The following is a 16,558-nucleotide window of genomic DNA, read 5'->3' on the forward strand; positions in this document are numbered from 1 at the left end:
ACCGGCTATCTCGGCCGAGTGCGGGCTCTGGCGGCGGGCGTGGCCCGTCTGTACGCGGCTCAGCGTGAAGAACTGGGCTATCCCATGCTCAAAAAGGATGCGAGGTAAGCCGTGGCCACCTTTGTGCTCGAAATCGGCAGTGAAGAGCTGCCTTCCCGTTTTCTGGCCCCCGAAGAAGCGGAACTTTCCACCCGTTTTACCACTGCTCTTGATGAGGCGGGGCTTGAGTACGGCAACCTGTGCGTCATGAGTACGCCGCGCCGCGCCGTGGTTATGGTTGAAAACCTCAATCCCGTGCAGATTGAACGGGAAGAGGTGGTCTCCGGCCCGCCCGTACGTGTGGCCTATGACGCCGAGGGCAAGCCCACCAAGGCGCTGGAAGGTTTTATCCGCACCAATGGCTGCGCCCTGGAAGACGTTTTTCAGCAGGAAACAGAAAAAGGCGCGTATGTGGCCGTGCGTAAACGCACCGGTGGCGCGCCCGCCAATGAACTGCTGGCTGCCATGTGTCCGGCTATCATCTCGGCCTTGCCCTTTGCCAAGCGCATGCGCTGGGGCAACCATTCGCTGGCCTACGCGCGCCCACTGCGCTGGATTCTGGCCCTGCTGGATGATGAAGTGATTCCATTTGAGGTCGGCCCGATGGTTTCAGGACGCGAAACCTGCGGCCACCGCATCCACGGGGCCGGGCCTTTTTCTGTTGCCCGCGCTGCAGAGCTTCCGGCCGTACTGGCAGAGTCCTGCGGGATCACCCTGAATTCTCCGAAGCGCCGGGAAATTATTGTGGAAGGCGGCAACAGGCAGGCGCAGGCCGTTGGTGGCAAGGTGCTCTGGAAGGACAGTCTGCTTGACGAAGTGCAGGGCCTTGCGGAACATCCCGTGCCGCTGCTGGCGGACTTTGACCCGGCTTACCTTGAAGTGCCGCGCGAGGTGCTGCTGACCAGTATGGAAAGCCACCAGAAAAGTTTTGGCATCGAAGGGGCTGATGGCCGCCTGCTGCCGCACTTTCTGACGGTGCTCAACATCACTCCCGAAGACATGAGTATTGTCAAGCGCGGGTGGGAAAGAGTGCTGCGCGCCCGCCTGGAAGATGCCCGTTTTTTCTGGCAGGCCGATCTGCGGGAGGGTTTTGACCACTGGCTGCAAAAGCTTGATTCGGTCATCTTTATCGGTGGTCTTGGCAGCATGGGAGACAAGACGCGCCGTCTTGAATCCTTGTGCCGCTGGCTGGCGGAAAAATGCGCCCCTGACCTTGCCGTCGATGCCGCGCGAGCTGGGCGGCTTTCAAAGGCCGACCTCGTAAGCGGTCTTGTGGGTGAATTCGACACCCTGCAAGGTATCATGGGCGGCATTTATGCCGCACGCAAGGGCGAAAGCGCGGCCGTGGCCCAGGCCGTGGCCGAGCAGTACCTGCCTGCCGGGCCGGATTCGCCCCTGCCGGGCAGTATGTGCGGGGCGCTGCTGTCGCTGGCCGACAAGGCCGACACGCTCGCGGGCTGCTTCGGTCTGGGGATGATCCCCACCGGTGCGGCGGACCCCAATGGTCTTCGCCGCTGCGCACTGGGCATCATTCGCATTGTGCTTGATTTCGGTCTGCGGCTCGATATGCGTGAGGTCTTTGCCAAAGCGCAGGAGCTTTACGGCGACAGGCAATGGAAATTGCCCCCGGCCGAAGCCCTGGACAAGCTTATGGAATTTTTTGGCGCAAGGCTGCGCAACTATTTCATGAGCCATGGGCAGGACACCCTGCTGGTGGACGCCGCGCTGGGCGCGGGTACGGCTCAGGTAAAGGACTGCGGCGAACGACTGGAAGCCTTGGTGGCTTTCAGCCGCGAGGCAGGTTTTGCCGAAGCTGCCCAGACTTTCAAGCGGGTGGCGAACATCCTGCGCAAGCAGGGGCAGGCCGAGGATATTCCGGCCCAGTGGCAGGCGGAGCTTTTGCATGAAGATGCGGAAAAGGCCCTGGCTGCAACGCTGGACGATCTGCTGCCGGAACTGGATCGCATGTGGGCGGCACGGGAGCATGCCGCCGCACTGGCTTGCCTGAGCAACGTGCGCCCGGCCGTGGACGCCTTTTTTGACGGCGTGATGGTCATGTGTGATGATGCCGCCCTGCGCCGCAACCGTTTGGCCATGCTTCAGGCCCTGGGCGGCCGTTTTGCCCGCCTGGCGGACTTTGCGGCCCTGCAGATGTAGCTGAACCGCGCGGCGCGGGCGGCACTTTTTTGTCCCCGCGCCGCGTGTATGCCAACGCAGCGGCCGCGAACAACGGAACTGCCAGCGAAACTGCGCATCGGTGCGGTCATAAGCGGCCGGAACCACGCCCGCAGCGGATCTGCCTGCGAATACGGCACCGCTGTTTGCGGCAACAAAACAAGTATCTTGGGAAAAAACGGTGCGTTTGCTTGACAGCCATAAGGCCCTATGCTAACAACCCGTCTTCGCGATAGCGCAACATATTTCAGACTCATGGCTTGCCGGGGCAAGCCCAACATAGTGGAGGATTACCGTGGCCAACCATAAGTCAGCCATCAAGCGTCACAGGCAGAGCGTACAAAGAGCCGGCCGCAACCGCGCCGTCCGCACTCGCGTCAAGAACGCCATCAAGCAGGTGCGTACCGCCATTACCGGCAGCGACAAGGCTCAGGCCGGTGAAGCTCTGGTGGCCGCCACTTCCGTGCTCTCCAAGGCCGCCAGCAAGGGTACCATGCACTGGAAGAAGGCCGCGCGCAAGATTTCGCGTCTGGCCCGTGCTGTCAACAGCATCGAAGCCCAGTAGTTTTCAGGGGCCGCCGGTGAGCGGCCAAGAGAGTGGGGCGGTTTGACCTGCCCAAAAGTTTTGGTGTTTGAGTGCGACGCGCTTGCGCGGCCGCAAAGCGCTTTCTTAAGCGCATGCTGATTGAAAATTTCAACTAAGTTCGCAGATTTTCAAAAAATATTTTGAAAAAAAGCTTGACCGCCACTGCAACTTGATATAGTTTCCCCTTGTTACGCGCTCGTAGCTCAGCTGGATAGAGCAACAGGCTACGAACCTGTAGGTCAGGAGTTCGAATCTCTTCGAGCGCGCCACATAAGAATCAAGCCCTTACGGTGAAAACCGTAAGGGCTTTTTCTGTGGGTTCGGGGCGGCTGGCGCTTTTTTTGCTTCAGGCCAGCGCGCGCCAGGCGTACGTTATCTTGCGGATTTATAATCACAAAATTTGCACGACGCTCATCCCGGCGTCTGGGCGCGCAATTTGGCTGTGCTGTTTTTCCTGCCCGGATAAACTGCGCGTGGCATTGGTAGCAAGCTGGACCACAGGCATGGGTGAAAGTGGCCACGTCGGGGAACATTTCTGGCTGGTCGCAGTACCGGCCAATAACGCAACCGTCGCAACCGAACACGCCGCCGCGCTTTCAGTGATTATCTCACCTCAAAAATTCAATGTTGTTATGCGGGCAAATAACGCAACCATGCGGCGCAGCAAAAAACAGGCACGGCAATGCCTCTGCGTCGGATGCCCCCATCTGCTTGCTTCAACTCCCCCAGATATTTCTCCTGAAAGCCAGCCGGGAGCAGTAGTAATACTCCCGGTGTTCAAGAAATAAGCCGAATATGTTTTTTATAAAAAAACAATGTACTCTATGAATATGTAAAGTTTTTTTCGTATGAGCATGCAATGTTGTATCGGTTTGTATAGCGATATTATGCTGTTAGTTGCGGCTGTCATTGATCCGGCATATGTCCTTGTTCCGATAGTAAAAAGAACGTATAGTCAAACCTATCTGCTACAATTTTCCGACGGACAACGCAGTGCTGCGGGGAGCATATGCATATTGTACTTGTTTCGGAGTGCGAAAAAAAAGCTGTTGCGAAAACGCGCGCCATCCTGGACAGCTATGCTGTTCGGGCCGGGCAGCGTGTCTGGATTACTCCCATAAGTGCGGAAGGGCTGACGGAAATCCACAGCGCCTTGCGCCGTTCGGCCACCAGGCAGACCGCAGTGGCCTGTTACCGGAATGACGGCCGCCGCCGCATGCGCCTGCTGTGGATTGTCGGTTCACGCAAAAGATTTTCCGCTGACGGCGCTGTTCCTGTGCGGTCATCGCGCAGCCCCCGCGCACAGCCTGTTGCCGTGCCGGGCTGGTTGCGCTGCGTCTGTCTTTTGGCCCAGGCGGCCGGCCTGGTGCATGATTTGGGAAAATACTCCCGCTGGTTCCAGAACAAATTGCGAAATCCGCTTTTTTTGCGCGATGCCGTGCGCCATGAATGGATATCTGTATGCCTGCTGCGGGCCTTGCGGCGCGGGGCAAGGTGGAGTGAGGCCTGGTTGGCCCTCCAGGACAGAACATCCATTGCAAACATTACTGAAAGACCCTCTGGCGTGCAGTTTAAAAGCTGCCATGCCCCGTCTGGCCCGATCGAGGCAATTGAATTTCTTGTTGCCAGCCACCACAAACTCTTTGCGGACAGTTACGAAGGCGGTCGAGGCCCTAGCCATAGGGGCTTGCCGTCAGTACTTGGTTCTCACATCCAGGCGGAGGAACTGCCGCGGGACTGTTGCGAGCCTTATACAGCTCTGCCCGAAGACATCTGGAAAAATTTTCAGAAGCTTGAGAGCAAGCTGTGCAACGTTTCCGCCGCCTACCACGGGTCGCTGCATTCCTCCTTCTGGTGGGCCTGCCTTGTTCTTGCGCGTGCGGCCCTGATATTTGCCGATCATACTGTTTCTTCCCGGCAGTTTCCCACCCCTCTTGATAACGGCACAAGCGCCGCCAATACCCGCATTCTGTCGCGTGAGCGCATGCTTAACCAGCCGCTGCACTGGCACTTGCAGGCCGTAGCCCATACGGCGTCCAGCGCCGCATGGCGTATGGGACAATGGATGCAGGGGCGCAGCGGGCTTGAAGGTCTGCAAGAGGCTTCTTTGGCTGCCATTCTTGAACCAGCAGATGAAGCAACGCATTTTCACTGGCAAAACCTGGCTGCATCTGCGCTGGCGGACTGGCGGCAGGAGCATCCGCGCACGCCATGCCTTGTGTTGAATATGGCCGGCACAGGCAGCGGAAAAACGCGCATGAACCTGCGCGCGATCTGCATTTTATCCGACGATGCCGAACCGCGTTGCTCCATTGCCCTCAACCTGCGTAGCCTTACCCTGCAGACCGGGCATGCTCTCAGCGCTGGTCTTGGCATTTTGCCCGGCGATCTGGCAACCGTCATCGGCGACAGCGTAACGCAGGAGCTTTTTACCTGGGCGCAGGCCCGGGAAGCCGCTGTGGATGAACACGACCCCTCGGCGGAACCCATGTTGATCTGCCAGGGAGAATCCGGTCCGCTGCCTGCATGGCTGGAGCGGTTTTGGCGCACAGAGCGTGAAAGGGTGATTGTGGGCGCGCCCCTCCTGGTGTCGACCGTGGATTTTTTGGAGGCAGCCGGTAATCCCGGACGCCAGGGGCATCATGTAAAAGCGCTGCTGCGGCTCATGACCGCGGATCTGGTGCTGGATGAAATTGACGGCTACGAGCCGGAAGCGTTGGTGGCGGTGCTGCGCCTGGTGCAGTTGAGCGCTTTTTTCGGGCGTAATGTCATTTGTTCATCGGCAACGCTGTCCCGCCCTGTGGCAGAAGCCCTGCATGCTGCCTGGGTTTCAGGGTTTGATTTGCGTACGGCGCTGGAACAGGACGCAGAAAAAGATGCAATTTCCTGCGGGATTGCCATCATTGATGATTGTCTTGCCCCGGAGGTGTTTTTATGCGGCCCGGGAGAAACCGCTTTTTCACCGCGTTATGTCGACCGCATGGCGGCAATGAGCACGCATCTTCGGCAAGTTCCCTGTTTTCGGCGGGCTTTTTTGCAGGCGGTAGATCCATCACTTCAAGGGTTTCAGGACGCGGCGCTTGCAGCGTCGCGTCGCCTGCACAGTGAAAATGCCTGGGAATTTTCGCCGGGCAAACGCCTTTCATTTGGCTTGGTTCGCGTAGCGAATATCAATGGTGCTGTGGGTACGGCGCGCTATCTGGCCGCCATGCTGCCCCACGCCCATGTGGCCTGCTACCATTCAGGTGACTGGCGCATCAGCCGCTTTCATAAAGAGCGCCGTCTTGACCATCTGCTTACCCGCAAACAGGGCAATGCCCGCATTCTTGCCGACAGGGAAATTCAGTCTCTCGTGGCTCGGTCTTCGCAAAGCGATGTGCTCTTTATCGTTGTTGCAACCCCGGTGGAAGAAGTGGGCCGCGATCACGATTTTGATTGGGCCGTCATAGAGCCTTCCAGCGCCCAATCCATTGTTCAGGTTGTGGGCCGTGTCAACCGGCATCGGCTTGAGGCCTGTGACAGTGCACATAACGTGGCAATACTCCAGTATAATTTGAAACACTGCACGAATTGCGAAAAAGGGCGTCCCCATGATCCGGCCTTTGTGCGGCCCGGCTATGAATCGGCACATCAGGCAGCAGCCTATGCGCAGCATGATATGGCCCGCCTGCTGCCGTGGGACGAAAAGGCATCGCTTGCTGTCAACGCGGGGCTGCGCCTTGACGGTGGCAGCCTGTTTGCGAAAGCCGATGACAGGGCCGTAAAAAAACGTGTGACGCGTTTTTTCGGTTCGTCCCCTTCGGATGATGATGACGGCGATGAGGAAGGTTTATTTACCCGCATACCTGTGGACGCTTTTCGCATGTCGGCAACGCCCTACAAGGGTACGCCTTTGCGGGACAGGTTGGGGCAAAGCCGGCTTTGGCAGATGAGGCTTGAGGCGCAAAGCCGCCACTACCTGCGGTGGGATTCGGATGGCACATTCTCCCGCTGGGTGCGTAACATGTCGGAAATGGAAGAAGAGGCAGCCGCGCCCAATGCCTGGCTTGCCCTTGCCGCACCACAACTGGAGGCCCTGTGTCATGAAGCCGGGATAAGCCCGGAAGAAGGCCTGCAAGTGGAGCTGACCTCATATAATAATGACAGTTTTATATATAATATGGGATTTGGCATACGTCGAAAAACTTCAGACGAGCCTCATACGGCGGAAAAAGGAGTGCCATGAGCGAGGACTGGAAAGCATTTTCCCCGGAGCAATATCGAAAAGAAGTGGAAAGCCTTGTCCATTTTAATGCAAAAACAGTCAATTCCAATGCAAATCTTGTAGGTATCCGGCTTGATTCCGGCGCAGCGCTTGATCTGCCATATATCTCATTGCGAACCCTGCTGGACAGCGGGCAGGCTTTTCCATTGGATTATGCCGAGGGGGGCGCGGCAAAAGGAAAAATCGTCAAACAGGTCAACATGATTCTTGCCAACGCCCCGGAAGCGCAGCAGGCAGGAGCGGAGGAAAAAAAGGCCGTAATGGAGGGCATGGCTGCCGCCCGTGCCTCGGCCTACAGCATCGGCACGGAATATGTGGATCATCGCCTGCGGCAGGTGCTTGTTCCCAAAGGGGACGCCCCGGGCGGTTATGTAAGTATGACGCCCATAACAGCCGGCAGCTTGTGTCCACTGTTTTTTGACCCGGATACCGGCCTTGCCAGAAAGCATAACGAGGCGGTTAAGGCCGATCCTCAGGGAACAGGCCGCAGGCTGCGTCAGGCACAGTTCGGCATAGGCGGGGCAAATCCGCAAAACATCGGTTGTCTGGTGCGTTCCATGCAGCGCCCGTTGATGGTGGGCGCACCAGGGGCATCGGGTTCGGTAAAACAGGCTTTTGCCCTGTATCACAAGGGCATATCCCTGGATGTACACGCGCCGGGCGAGTTTCGGCAGGCCGTGATGGCGTATGTGGCTTTTCGTGAAAATATCCTGCTTTCGCCGCAAACAGATGCCGCCATTACCCTGCGTGAACGTCAGCAGGAAGAAAAGCTTGTGGCCCGCATTGCCGCTGTTGTGCGGGAAATGGGGGCCGAAGCCCATGATGTGCTTGCCCGGCATGCCCACCTGCTGCCGCAAGAGGCAGGGCAGAGCGGTAGCGCGCCTTCCAGACGCGCTCTGGTCTCGCCCCGGCTGAGGCCCCCGGAACTGCGGGGTCTGCTTGACCCGTCCTTGCGTGAACTGTGCGGCAACTGGTCTCGCCATATGGCACGTTTTGTCGTTACCAGCATGCTGGCAGTGAACAGACGCTCCGGCAACAGTCTGTTGCTGCTTGACCAGACTGCCCGCGCAGGCCTCGAATCCATACTGGAGGAGGCTTTTCGATGATATCATATCTAGTTCTTCCCCATCTGCGAGTGCAGGGGGCCAATATGTATAATGCCGCCTTTCTTGTGGGCGGCCCGCCGGTGCTGGCCGCCTGGTTCATGGCGCATGCCCTGGGCCGCAAGATGGGCATGGCGGAAGAAGTGCGGTCACTGGCCTTTGTGCTGCACAGCTACACTCCGCTGGGAGACTATTTTTACGGAGTCTTCCATCCGCAGTTGCGGCGCGGCGCGGCGTATACTTTTGGTTCTTCAAAAAATGGATCAGATTATTCTTCAAAAAACCGGCAGGCCCTTTCTTTGCAGCCCGTGGCTTGCGCCCATCTGGAACTCTCTCTTGTCATCGGCATCCGCAACTTGAGTGCCACTAAGGGCCTTGAAGACCTGCTGACGGGCGGACGGCTGGCAGGTGGCGTAATTTGCGGCATGGGCGCACCACGACTGCACGAAGATATGGAAGAAGCCCTGGGCAGTATACGTTCAGGGTATCTGGTGATGGACAGGCGCGACCTGCTTGAAAACACTGCGGGAGGCAACCGTGCGGAGCTTTTTATCAATGCTCTGGGCCACAAGCCTGTTGCAGGGGATGGCCTGGGGTGGCTTTCCGCAGCATGCCTGGGGTACGCCGCCATCACCTCTTTTGAGCAGCGGGGCGGGGCGCGTGAAGGCTACGATCATGCTTTTGCCGAGCCGCTTGTGGGACTTGTGCAGTATGTGCCGCTGCGCCGCTGCCTTGATGAAGGAAATGCGGAGCAGGCCCTGTGGAGGCCGCAGTGGCCCGCATCGGATGTATTCAGAATCTATCAAAAGCAATGCTGATTTCAGCAAAAGGGGAAAACATCATGACCAAGCCTCTCAAGAAGTTGCCCGGCGTTCTTTCGTTTCAGCGTTGCCTTCTGGTTACCGACGCTCTTTTTTTCAATCTTTTTCCCGACGGCGTTACTTCGCCCCTGCCTGTTGTACGTCACGGCATCCGCGGTACGCAGAACATCAACAAAACTGGTAAAAAAGAGGTTTCCAGCGCCGGAAGTGTTGTGCGCGGAGAAGTTTCAAATATCCAGACTACCGACTCTGCCAAGCTTGATCCGGGGGCTGAAAAATTACGCGTCCGCTTTGAGGTGCGTTTTCTTGACATTTCGGCGGCTCTGTTTGCCTGCGCTCCGGGCAAAACAGACAGTTCGGATGACCTGTTGGCTTTCCGTGAGGGATTGAACCGTTTTATAGAAAAGGGAAAACAGAGCACGGGGCTTGAAGAAGTGGCCTGCCGCTACGCGCGTAATCTGGCTAATGGCCGGTTTTTGTGGCGCAACAGGGCCGTTGCAGAACATGTGCTTGTGCGCGTGAAAGATAAAAGTGGCCTGAACGTCTGCTTTGATGCGCTTCAGGTTCCTCTGAACACCTTTGCTGAATACTCGGATGATGAAAAAGCGGTGGCCGGCCGCATACTCGAGGGCCTGCGCGGACGGCGCGACACATCGCTTCTTGTGGAAGCTGACGTGGATTTTGGTGTGCGCGGCGCCCTGGAGGTTTTTCCTTCCCAGAACTATCTCGAAGACAAGGCGCGCGGCTTCGCCCGACCGCTCTATTGTGTGGGGGAAGCCCCTGCAAATCAGGACAGGCATAGTGTTCAGGAACGTGGCCAAGCGGCCTTGCGAGATCAGAAGGTGGGCAATGCCATCCGTACCATTGATACATGGTATCCTGAATACGCCGGGCGCGGATTGCCCATTCCTGTAGAACCCAATGGCGCAAGCCTTGATGCCCAGCTTTTTTTCCGTGGCGAAAAAGATACCTCGGGCTTTACCTATATGTTGCGCGTGGCGGATATGGCCCCGGATACGCCCGAAGGCATGTTTCTTCTGGCCTGCATCATCAGGGGCGGCGTCTTTTCGGAGAGTGCATAGCCATGATGCCGAAAGTATATTTTGATATAGAACCAGTTGGTTCTACTGAAGATACAGGCATGAGCCCGCCTGTATTGCGCGGGCGCATGCTGGCTTTGTTGCACCCCCTGTTTGCCGCCAGACCGCACACCTACGCCCTGGCCATACCAGGCCGTCAAGGTCATACAGGCAGCGGCGGCGCATTGCGCATATTTGCCTCTTGTCGCGAAGATCTTGATGCGCTGGCGGTCACGCTTGCCCCCCAGCCCTGGGTGCGGGATTACGCGCGGTTGCAGTACCCAATGGCGGTTCCCGAGAACTACGCGGGTGCGTGGGTGGCGTTCAGGCGGTATCGCGTGCCTGCCTTGAAAAGCGACCGTAAAACAGGCGAGGCCTTCGGCCAGTTGCGGCAACGCCGCATGGCCGCCATCGACAAGGAAAAAATGGACTACTTTATTGTGAACAGCAAAACCACGACACAGCGTTTTACCCTGGCGGTACGGCGCGAACCGGGCGCTCCACCGGAAAAGGAATGCCTGCCCAACAGCTACGGCCTGTGCAGTGGGCATAATTTTTTTTGTGTGCCGGAAATGCCATGAGGCGTCATGAAAATAAAAAGGCAAAGTAATCCGGGGCCAGTCATGCTCTCCAGACGGGCAAACGTGTTCTATCTGGAGCATGTGCGCGTAATGCAGATGGATGGCCGCATTGTTTATGCAACGCAGGATGGTGGGGAGATTGAAAGCTTTTTCAATCTCCCCGAGCGCAACACGGCCTTTGTCCTGCTGGGCAAGGGATCGTCCATTACTGATGCCGCCATGCGCCGCCTTGCGGAATCCAATGTTATGGTTGGGTTTTGCGGATCAGGGGGGTCACCTCTTTTCGGTGCTCTTGATATGGCTTTTCTGACGCCGCAAAGTGAATATCGGCCTACAGAATATATGCAGGCATGGATGCGCCTGTGGCTGGATGAAAAAGAACGCCTGCGCCTTGGGAGGCTGCTGTTGCGCGAAAGGGCTGGTTATGCTCAGGAGCAATGGAGAAAAAATGAAGATTTGCAGCAAGTTGGCATCAACATCCCTGAAGCGTTGAGTGTGTCTTTTCTTGCAGATGTAGACAAGGCCACCACCACACAAGAACTGTTGCTGGCCGAAGCTCGCTGGGCCAAGGCGCTCTACAGCACCTTGGCCAGAGCTTTCGGCTTCAACTTCAGCCGTGAAGAAGGCAAAAAAGCCGGAGCAACACGAGCTGATGTGTGTAACGGCTTTTTGGATCATGGCAACTATATAGCATATGGCTACGCATCCGTAGCGCTGTGCGGGCTTGGAATAAGTTTTTCCCTGCCGGTATTGCACGGGAAAACCCGCCGGGGCGCTCTGGTTTTTGACTTTGCAGACGTGATCAAGGATGGGGTGATAATGCCGACCGCCTTTGCCTGCGCTGCGGGCAAAAAAACACACAAGGACTTTCGAAATGAACTGATAGAGCGGTGTCAGCAGCAGGAGGTGCTGGACTATCTTTTTAGCTTCATTATTGACATATGCGAAAATGATTAATGATAGCAGTGTGTTGGCGAGATGAAATGTAAATGAAGTTCTAGCATGAAAAATTGATGGAACGTCCGGAAGAAAAAGGCTTTTTTATTCTTTTTTCTAGTTATCCGCCGCGTAGGCGGCTTAGAAGTCCTGACCCTCCCGCTGACCCCGGCCCTGACCGTTATCCGCCGCGTAGGCGGCTTAGAAGAACAGCAAAGCCGCCAGAAGGTGACTTTACAGGTTATCCGCCGCGTAGGCGGCTTAGAAGGCCAGCATGCTTCTTATGTCGCCGGCGAATTCGTTATCCGCCGCGTAGGCGGCTTAGAAGGAACCGCTTCATTTGCGCATCAGGCGTATGATGTTATCCGCCGCGTAGGCGGCTTAGAAGGATTACAAGCACGAGCAACAGGACAAGCACAAGTTATCCGCCGCGTAGGCGGCTTAGAAGCAGCAGGCGCACCAGGGGAATGCCCGTGGCCCGTTATCCGCCGCGTAGGCGGCTTAGAAGGTGTCTGCCTGGATTCAGGACGATCACACCGTGTTATCCGCCGCGTAGGCGGCTTAGAAGACTGCCGCTTGTCCCTCGGCCTTTGTGGCGGTGTTATCCGCCGCGTAGGCGGCTTAGAAGAGCAAGGTTAGGCACGGCACCCGCGAAATTGCGTTATCCGCCGCGTAGGCGGCTTAGAAGGTCTCGCGCCGAGCAGCAACGCGCTCTGCTTCGTTATCCGCCGCGTAGGCGGCTTAGAAGTACTGTGTAGCTTTTTCTCGTTGTAATCGCTTGTTATCCGCCGCGTAGGCGGCTTAGAAGCGTAAAAGCGATTTCACCAGTGGCTTGGAGATGTTATCCGCCGCATAGGCGGCTTAGAAGCTTTCGGATGTTGCCGAGGCTATGGCCGCCCTGTTATCCGCCGCGTAGGCGGCTTAGAAGAGGATGATGCCGTGCTCGCGGCCAGAGCCGATGTTATCCGCCGCGTAGGCGGCTTAGAAGGTCACGCCGGGCTTGCGCTGCACTACGTCAGCGTTATCCGCCGCGTAGGCGGCTTAGAAGTTTAGGGCGAGTGTCGGAGGGGCGAGATGAACGTTATCCGCCGCGTAGGCGGCTTAGAAGACGTCATTGAATCCGCAGGGCTTGTCCCCAGCGTTATCCGCCGCGTAGGCGGCTTAGAAGTGTACCCAAGAAAACTCTCGTTTGCATTCGTCGTTATCCGCCGCGTAGGCGGCTTAGAAGTGTATATATTCAGTAGCATCAGCATCAATCTCGTTATCCGCCGCGTAGGCGGCTTAGAAGAGTGTGCATATTGCCGCTGGTGACATGGGCCTGTTATCCGCCGCGTAGGCGGCTTAGAAGACACAGGCCAACCGCATAACCTGGCTTCAGCCGTTATCCGCCGCGTAGGCGGCTTAGAAGTTGTCGCTGATGACAGTCAGGCGGTCAGGTCCGTTATCCGCCGCGTAGGCGGCTTAGAAGACGCGACGAGGGCGGAGCGTTGGGCGGCAAGTGTTATCCGCCGCGTAGGCGGCTTAGAAGTCCGGCCAGATCAAGCAGAGCCTTGGCCTGCAGTTATCCGCCGCGTAGGCGGCTTAGAAGCGTCTGGTCGCAAAGTGGGTGCGCATAATAGGGTTATCCGCCGCGTAGGCGGCTTAGAAGGTTGCGGTCATACATAGGAACCACCATAGCGTGTTATCCGCCGCGTAGGCGGCTTAGAAGAGCAGCAGCAATGCTGGCTGGCCTTTGAGGCAGTTATCCGCCGCGTAGGCGGCTTAGAAGCAGACGAAATATGACGCGCTCGAAAATATCCCGTTATCCGCCGCGTAGGCGGCTTAGAAGTCTTTGTCCACACGTTGGGAAAACTCGGGTATGTTATCCGCCGCGTAGGCGGCTTAGAAGTTTATGAGTTCAAGGCTCAGGATCTCCACCGGGTTATCCGCCGCGTAGGCGGCTTAGAAGACCTTCGGCGGCTCCGTGGCCCACGTCAGGGCGTTATCCGCCGCGTAGGCGGCTTAGAAGTTCTTCATAGGGGTCTCCCTTTTGTCTTTGATGTTATCCGCCGCGTAGGCGGCTTAGAAGTGGCCAAGGCCCAGGCGGGCAGTAAAGCTTTGGTTATCCGCCGCGTAGGCGGCTTAGAAGTTATTAAGGCCTCGTGCATCCAGCTTATCCTTGTTATCCGCCGCGTAGGCGGCTTAGAAGCGAACGTAGGCCAACCGTAGTGTTCGCATCGCGTTATCCGCCGCGTAGGCGGCTTAGAAGACGCCGAGAGAGTCGAATCCCGCTGCCTCAGCGTTATCCGCCGCGTAGGCGGAAATTGTGCAATGAAAAAAGGCTGCATTTTCATGCAGCCTTTTTTCAAAGCTATCCCTTGGGCAATGCCCTGCGGGTATCTGCTGAGGTTTTTTGTTAAACCTCTTGTTATCAGTGGCGTCCCCAAGGGGATTTGAACCCCTGTCGACGGCGTGAAAGGCCGTTGTCCTGGGCCGGCTAGACGATGGGGACGCACTGTTTGTGTTGGCTGGGCTGCAAGGACTCGAACCTTGATTAACGGAGTCAGAATCCGTCGTCCTGCCAATTGAACGACAGCCCAACACGAAGAGTGTGTATATGTGAACCACGCCGGACTGTCAAGCAAGAATTTTAAAAAAATCATCCGGCTAGCAAAATGGCTGTTTGCAACGGGCAGGGGAGTCTGCCGCTTCGACTGAAAAGAGGGCTGGTTTTTGTGAAAAAGCTGTATCAGTAAAACTTATTTTTTTAGTATGTAGAATTATAGTCCTCAGCGGCTCGCAGTCAGACCTTGTTTGCCTGATCAAAAAGTTAAAAAAAGAACAAATATGTCGTTTAGTTGTAATCTGCAACGCTTTGCTGGTTGTTTGTACAGTTTATAGTTTTTTCTGTTTTTTAAAATTTATTGCCCCAATACCCACAGTAACTCACTGAATATACTTGCGCTAATAGGTTTGACGTGATATTCACACCAAACAACTATCCTCTTAACCTTTTACTGGATTGTGAAAGAATGTTTGTAACGTAAAACAACGCTGTGGCGGAGGATGATTATGGAAGACAAAGGATTATTGGGTAAGATTGTGGCCATTATCCCCGGTTTGGTGCTGATGATAGGCACCCTGGCCGTATTGCGCATGTATGCTGTTCCCTGGCTGAACGGCATCACGCTTTTTGGCGTAAAAGGCTGGCCTGTAAAAGTGCTGAGCCTCAACTATATCTTGCTTTCCATTATTGCGGGCATGCTGTTCCGCAACGTGTTGTTTGGCGGCAAGATTCCTGCGTGGGCGGATGCGGGTTTTCGTACAACCCGCCTGTTCATTAAAACAGGCGTTATCATGCTGGGTTCACTGTATACCCTGCAAAGCCTGCTCAAACTGGGCATAAGCGCCGCGCTGCTGATTATGGCTTTTGTGTTTGGCACTGTCTTCCTTATCCTGTGGTTGAGTAAAATATGGAAAGTTGACCGCTCTGTGGCGGCTGTTATGGCGGCCGCCTGCGGCGTGTGCGGGGTTTCTGCGGCGGTGGCGGCAGCCCCCGGTGTGCGCGCCCGCCCTGTGGACCTGGCTCTTGCCATTGCCACAATTCTTGGCTTTGGCATTGTGACCATGTTTATCAGCCCCTTTATCGGTAAAGCGCTCAACCTGTCAGACCTGCAATACGGCGCATGGGTGGGTACGGGCATTCTGAACTCCGGCCAGGTGCTTGCCACCTGCCTGGCGTTCAACCCGGTAATTGCTCCGGGAACGGCCGTGGCCTACGGTGAAGTGTGGAACGTGGTGCGCGTCATCAGTATTCCCTTTGTAGTTTTTGCCATCACCGTCTGGTACTGGAAGGGCGAAGGAGAGGCCGAGCACATCAGCCTGAAGGAAATTCTTCTTTCCAAGTTCCCCATCTTCGTTTTGGGCTTTTTTGGCATGACGGCCCTGTCCTCTCTGGGGATGCTCGGGGCTGAAGGCTCTGAAACTCTGCATCTTCTGCGCGATTGCATGCAATGGATATTCGGCATCGGCCTTGTTGGGCAGGGGGCGTACATCGACTTCCGCGAAATCAAGGCCGCCGGCGGCAAGCCGTTGCGCCTCGGTCTGACCGCGGGTACCGCAAAATATGTGCTGGCCCTTATCGTCATCATGCTGTTCATGCCCAAAGTAGGCGCGTTCTAAGCCAAAGGAAGATGCCATGAGTAATGACAAGCAAAAAATGACAGTCTTCAGGAATGACCGGCACGATGATATTGCTTCGATTATTTTTGCCGGACTTGTAGTAATTTGCGTGCTTGGTTACATGGCCTTTATCGTACCCACGGTAAAGGTGAAGGCCAGCCAGGACGGCAAGCTCGTTTCTGTAGCAGTGGAAAAAGGGGCCGAAGTCAAAAAGGGCGATGTTATCTATTCGCTTGAAATTGTTGAAAAGAAATGGAAAGACAACGTAATGGAAGAAAATGTTGTCACCAGAGACGTGAGCGTCAAAGCCAACGGGAAGGTTCTTGATGTTCCCGGCAAGCCCGGCGCAAAGGTAAAAAAAGGCAAGGATACCATAATCGTGCTTGACCATGAAAAGGGAACATTGCCTTGATGTCCGCCTCTGCCCCACAAAAGATTCTGCTGCTGCTTGATGAAGAAAGCCCCGCTGCAGCCGAGGCTGTTCGCATTGCGCGTGAAAGCGGCGCGGCCCTTACCGCTCTTTTTGTGCTGGACTCCACATGGAACGACTATGTGGGCCATGACTGGCTCTCGGGCAGCGGGTCCCGCGCGGACTTCATCGACTATATGCAGCAAGAGGAAGAAAAGAGCGCAGCCAGGGCTTTTACCCGGCTTCGGGAATTTGCCGGTGACCAGATAGAGATTCATTGTCTGACAACGTCCGGCAATGTGATTGACCAGGCCCGGCAAGAAATGGCCCAGGGGTATGATCTGTTTGTTGCGGCCAATCCTCTGCGGCGTGGCCTTGAGCGCATCCGTGGCAATGTGGGGGCG

At 56.3% G+C, this 16,558-nt stretch carries 12 protein-coding genes, 3 tRNA genes, 1 pseudogene and 1 CRISPR repeat array; of the genes and pseudogenes, 14 read left to right on the forward strand and 2 right to left on the reverse strand.

The features are described 5' to 3' along the window. The 11 genes and pseudogenes from QZ377_RS06370 to cas1f form a co-directional block, all read left to right on the forward strand. Nucleotides 1-108: pseudogene (locus QZ377_RS06370) on the forward strand (glycine--tRNA ligase subunit alpha); the annotation flags it as partial. 3 nt (nucleotides 109-111) lie between these two features. Next, a complete protein-coding gene (glyS, locus tag QZ377_RS06375) occupies nucleotides 112-2,196 on the forward strand; it encodes a glycine--tRNA ligase subunit beta (protein ID WP_291440352.1) in 2,085 nt (694 codons plus the stop codon). Nucleotides 2,197-2,509: 313 nt separating this feature from the next. Next, nucleotides 2,510-2,779, forward strand: coding sequence for a 30S ribosomal protein S20 (rpsT, locus tag QZ377_RS06380; RefSeq protein WP_291440353.1), 270 nt, complete (start codon nucleotides 2,510-2,512; stop codon nucleotides 2,777-2,779). A gap of 213 nt (nucleotides 2,780-2,992) precedes the next feature. Further along, nucleotides 2,993-3,069, forward strand: a tRNA-Arg gene (locus QZ377_RS06385). A 72-nt stretch (nucleotides 3,070-3,141) separates the two neighbouring features. Further along, nucleotides 3,142-3,588: a hypothetical protein gene (locus QZ377_RS06390; RefSeq protein ID WP_291440354.1), complete on the forward strand. Its 447-nt coding sequence runs from the start codon at nucleotides 3,142-3,144 to the stop codon at nucleotides 3,586-3,588. A gap of 221 nt (nucleotides 3,589-3,809) precedes the next feature. Further along, nucleotides 3,810-7,025 (forward strand): type I-F CRISPR-associated helicase Cas3f, encoded by a 3,216-nt coding sequence (gene cas3f / locus QZ377_RS06395; protein WP_291440355.1) that lies wholly within the window; start codon nucleotides 3,810-3,812, stop codon nucleotides 7,023-7,025. Continuing rightward, nucleotides 7,022-8,170, forward strand: a complete 1,149-nt coding sequence (locus QZ377_RS06400; RefSeq protein WP_291440356.1) for a hypothetical protein — start codon at nucleotides 7,022-7,024, stop codon at nucleotides 8,168-8,170. Before cas3f ends, QZ377_RS06400 begins: the two co-directional genes overlap by 4 nt. Further along, a complete protein-coding gene (locus tag QZ377_RS06405) occupies nucleotides 8,167-8,985 on the forward strand; it encodes a type I-F CRISPR-associated protein Csy2 (RefSeq protein ID WP_291440357.1) in 819 nt (272 codons plus the stop codon). The genes QZ377_RS06400 and QZ377_RS06405 overlap by 4 nt, the downstream gene beginning before the upstream one ends. A 23-nt stretch (nucleotides 8,986-9,008) precedes the next feature. Next, the gene (csy3, locus tag QZ377_RS06410; protein WP_291440358.1) at nucleotides 9,009-10,070 is read left to right on the forward strand and encodes a type I-F CRISPR-associated protein Csy3; all 1,062 of its coding nucleotides are present in this window, start codon (nucleotides 9,009-9,011) and stop codon (nucleotides 10,068-10,070) included. A 5-nt stretch (nucleotides 10,071-10,075) separates the two neighbouring features. Then, complete coding sequence (locus QZ377_RS06415; protein ID WP_291440365.1) at nucleotides 10,076-10,648, forward strand: type I-F CRISPR-associated endoribonuclease Cas6/Csy4; 573 nt, start codon at nucleotides 10,076-10,078, stop codon at nucleotides 10,646-10,648. A 6-nt stretch (nucleotides 10,649-10,654) separates the two neighbouring features. Beyond that, the gene (gene cas1f, locus QZ377_RS06420) at nucleotides 10,655-11,605 is read left to right on the forward strand and encodes a type I-F CRISPR-associated endonuclease Cas1f (RefSeq protein ID WP_291440359.1); all 951 of its coding nucleotides are present in this window, start codon (nucleotides 10,655-10,657) and stop codon (nucleotides 11,603-11,605) included. Nucleotides 11,606-11,704: 99 nt separating this feature from the next. Further along, a CRISPR array of direct repeats spans nucleotides 11,705-13,892; the repeat unit is 28 nt; unit sequence GTTATCCGCCGCGTAGGCGGCTTAGAAG. A gap of 106 nt (nucleotides 13,893-13,998) precedes the next feature. Here the strand turns inward: cas1f and QZ377_RS06425 are convergent. Then, nucleotides 13,999-14,075, reverse strand: a tRNA-Glu gene (locus QZ377_RS06425). 13 nt (nucleotides 14,076-14,088) lie between these two features. Beyond that, nucleotides 14,089-14,163, reverse strand: a tRNA-Gln gene (locus tag QZ377_RS06430). Nucleotides 14,164-14,635: 472 nt separating this feature from the next. On the opposite strand from QZ377_RS06430, the gene QZ377_RS06435 reads away from it, so the two are divergent. The 3 genes from QZ377_RS06435 to QZ377_RS06445 all read left to right on the forward strand — a co-directional run. Next, the gene (locus QZ377_RS06435; protein WP_291440360.1) at nucleotides 14,636-15,745 is read left to right on the forward strand and encodes a putative sulfate exporter family transporter; all 1,110 of its coding nucleotides are present in this window, start codon (nucleotides 14,636-14,638) and stop codon (nucleotides 15,743-15,745) included. A gap of 16 nt (nucleotides 15,746-15,761) precedes the next feature. Further along, nucleotides 15,762-16,157, forward strand: coding sequence for a biotin/lipoyl-binding protein (locus QZ377_RS06440; RefSeq protein ID WP_291440361.1), 396 nt, complete (start codon nucleotides 15,762-15,764; stop codon nucleotides 16,155-16,157). Further along, a partial coding sequence (locus tag QZ377_RS06445; protein WP_291440362.1) for a universal stress protein occupies nucleotides 16,157-16,558 on the forward strand: 402 nt, incomplete at its 3' end. The genes QZ377_RS06440 and QZ377_RS06445, both read left to right, overlap by 1 nt.

It is taken from the genome of Desulfovibrio sp. (assembly GCF_019424165.1).
Taxonomy (GTDB): domain Bacteria; phylum Desulfobacterota; class Desulfovibrionia; order Desulfovibrionales; family Desulfovibrionaceae; genus Desulfovibrio.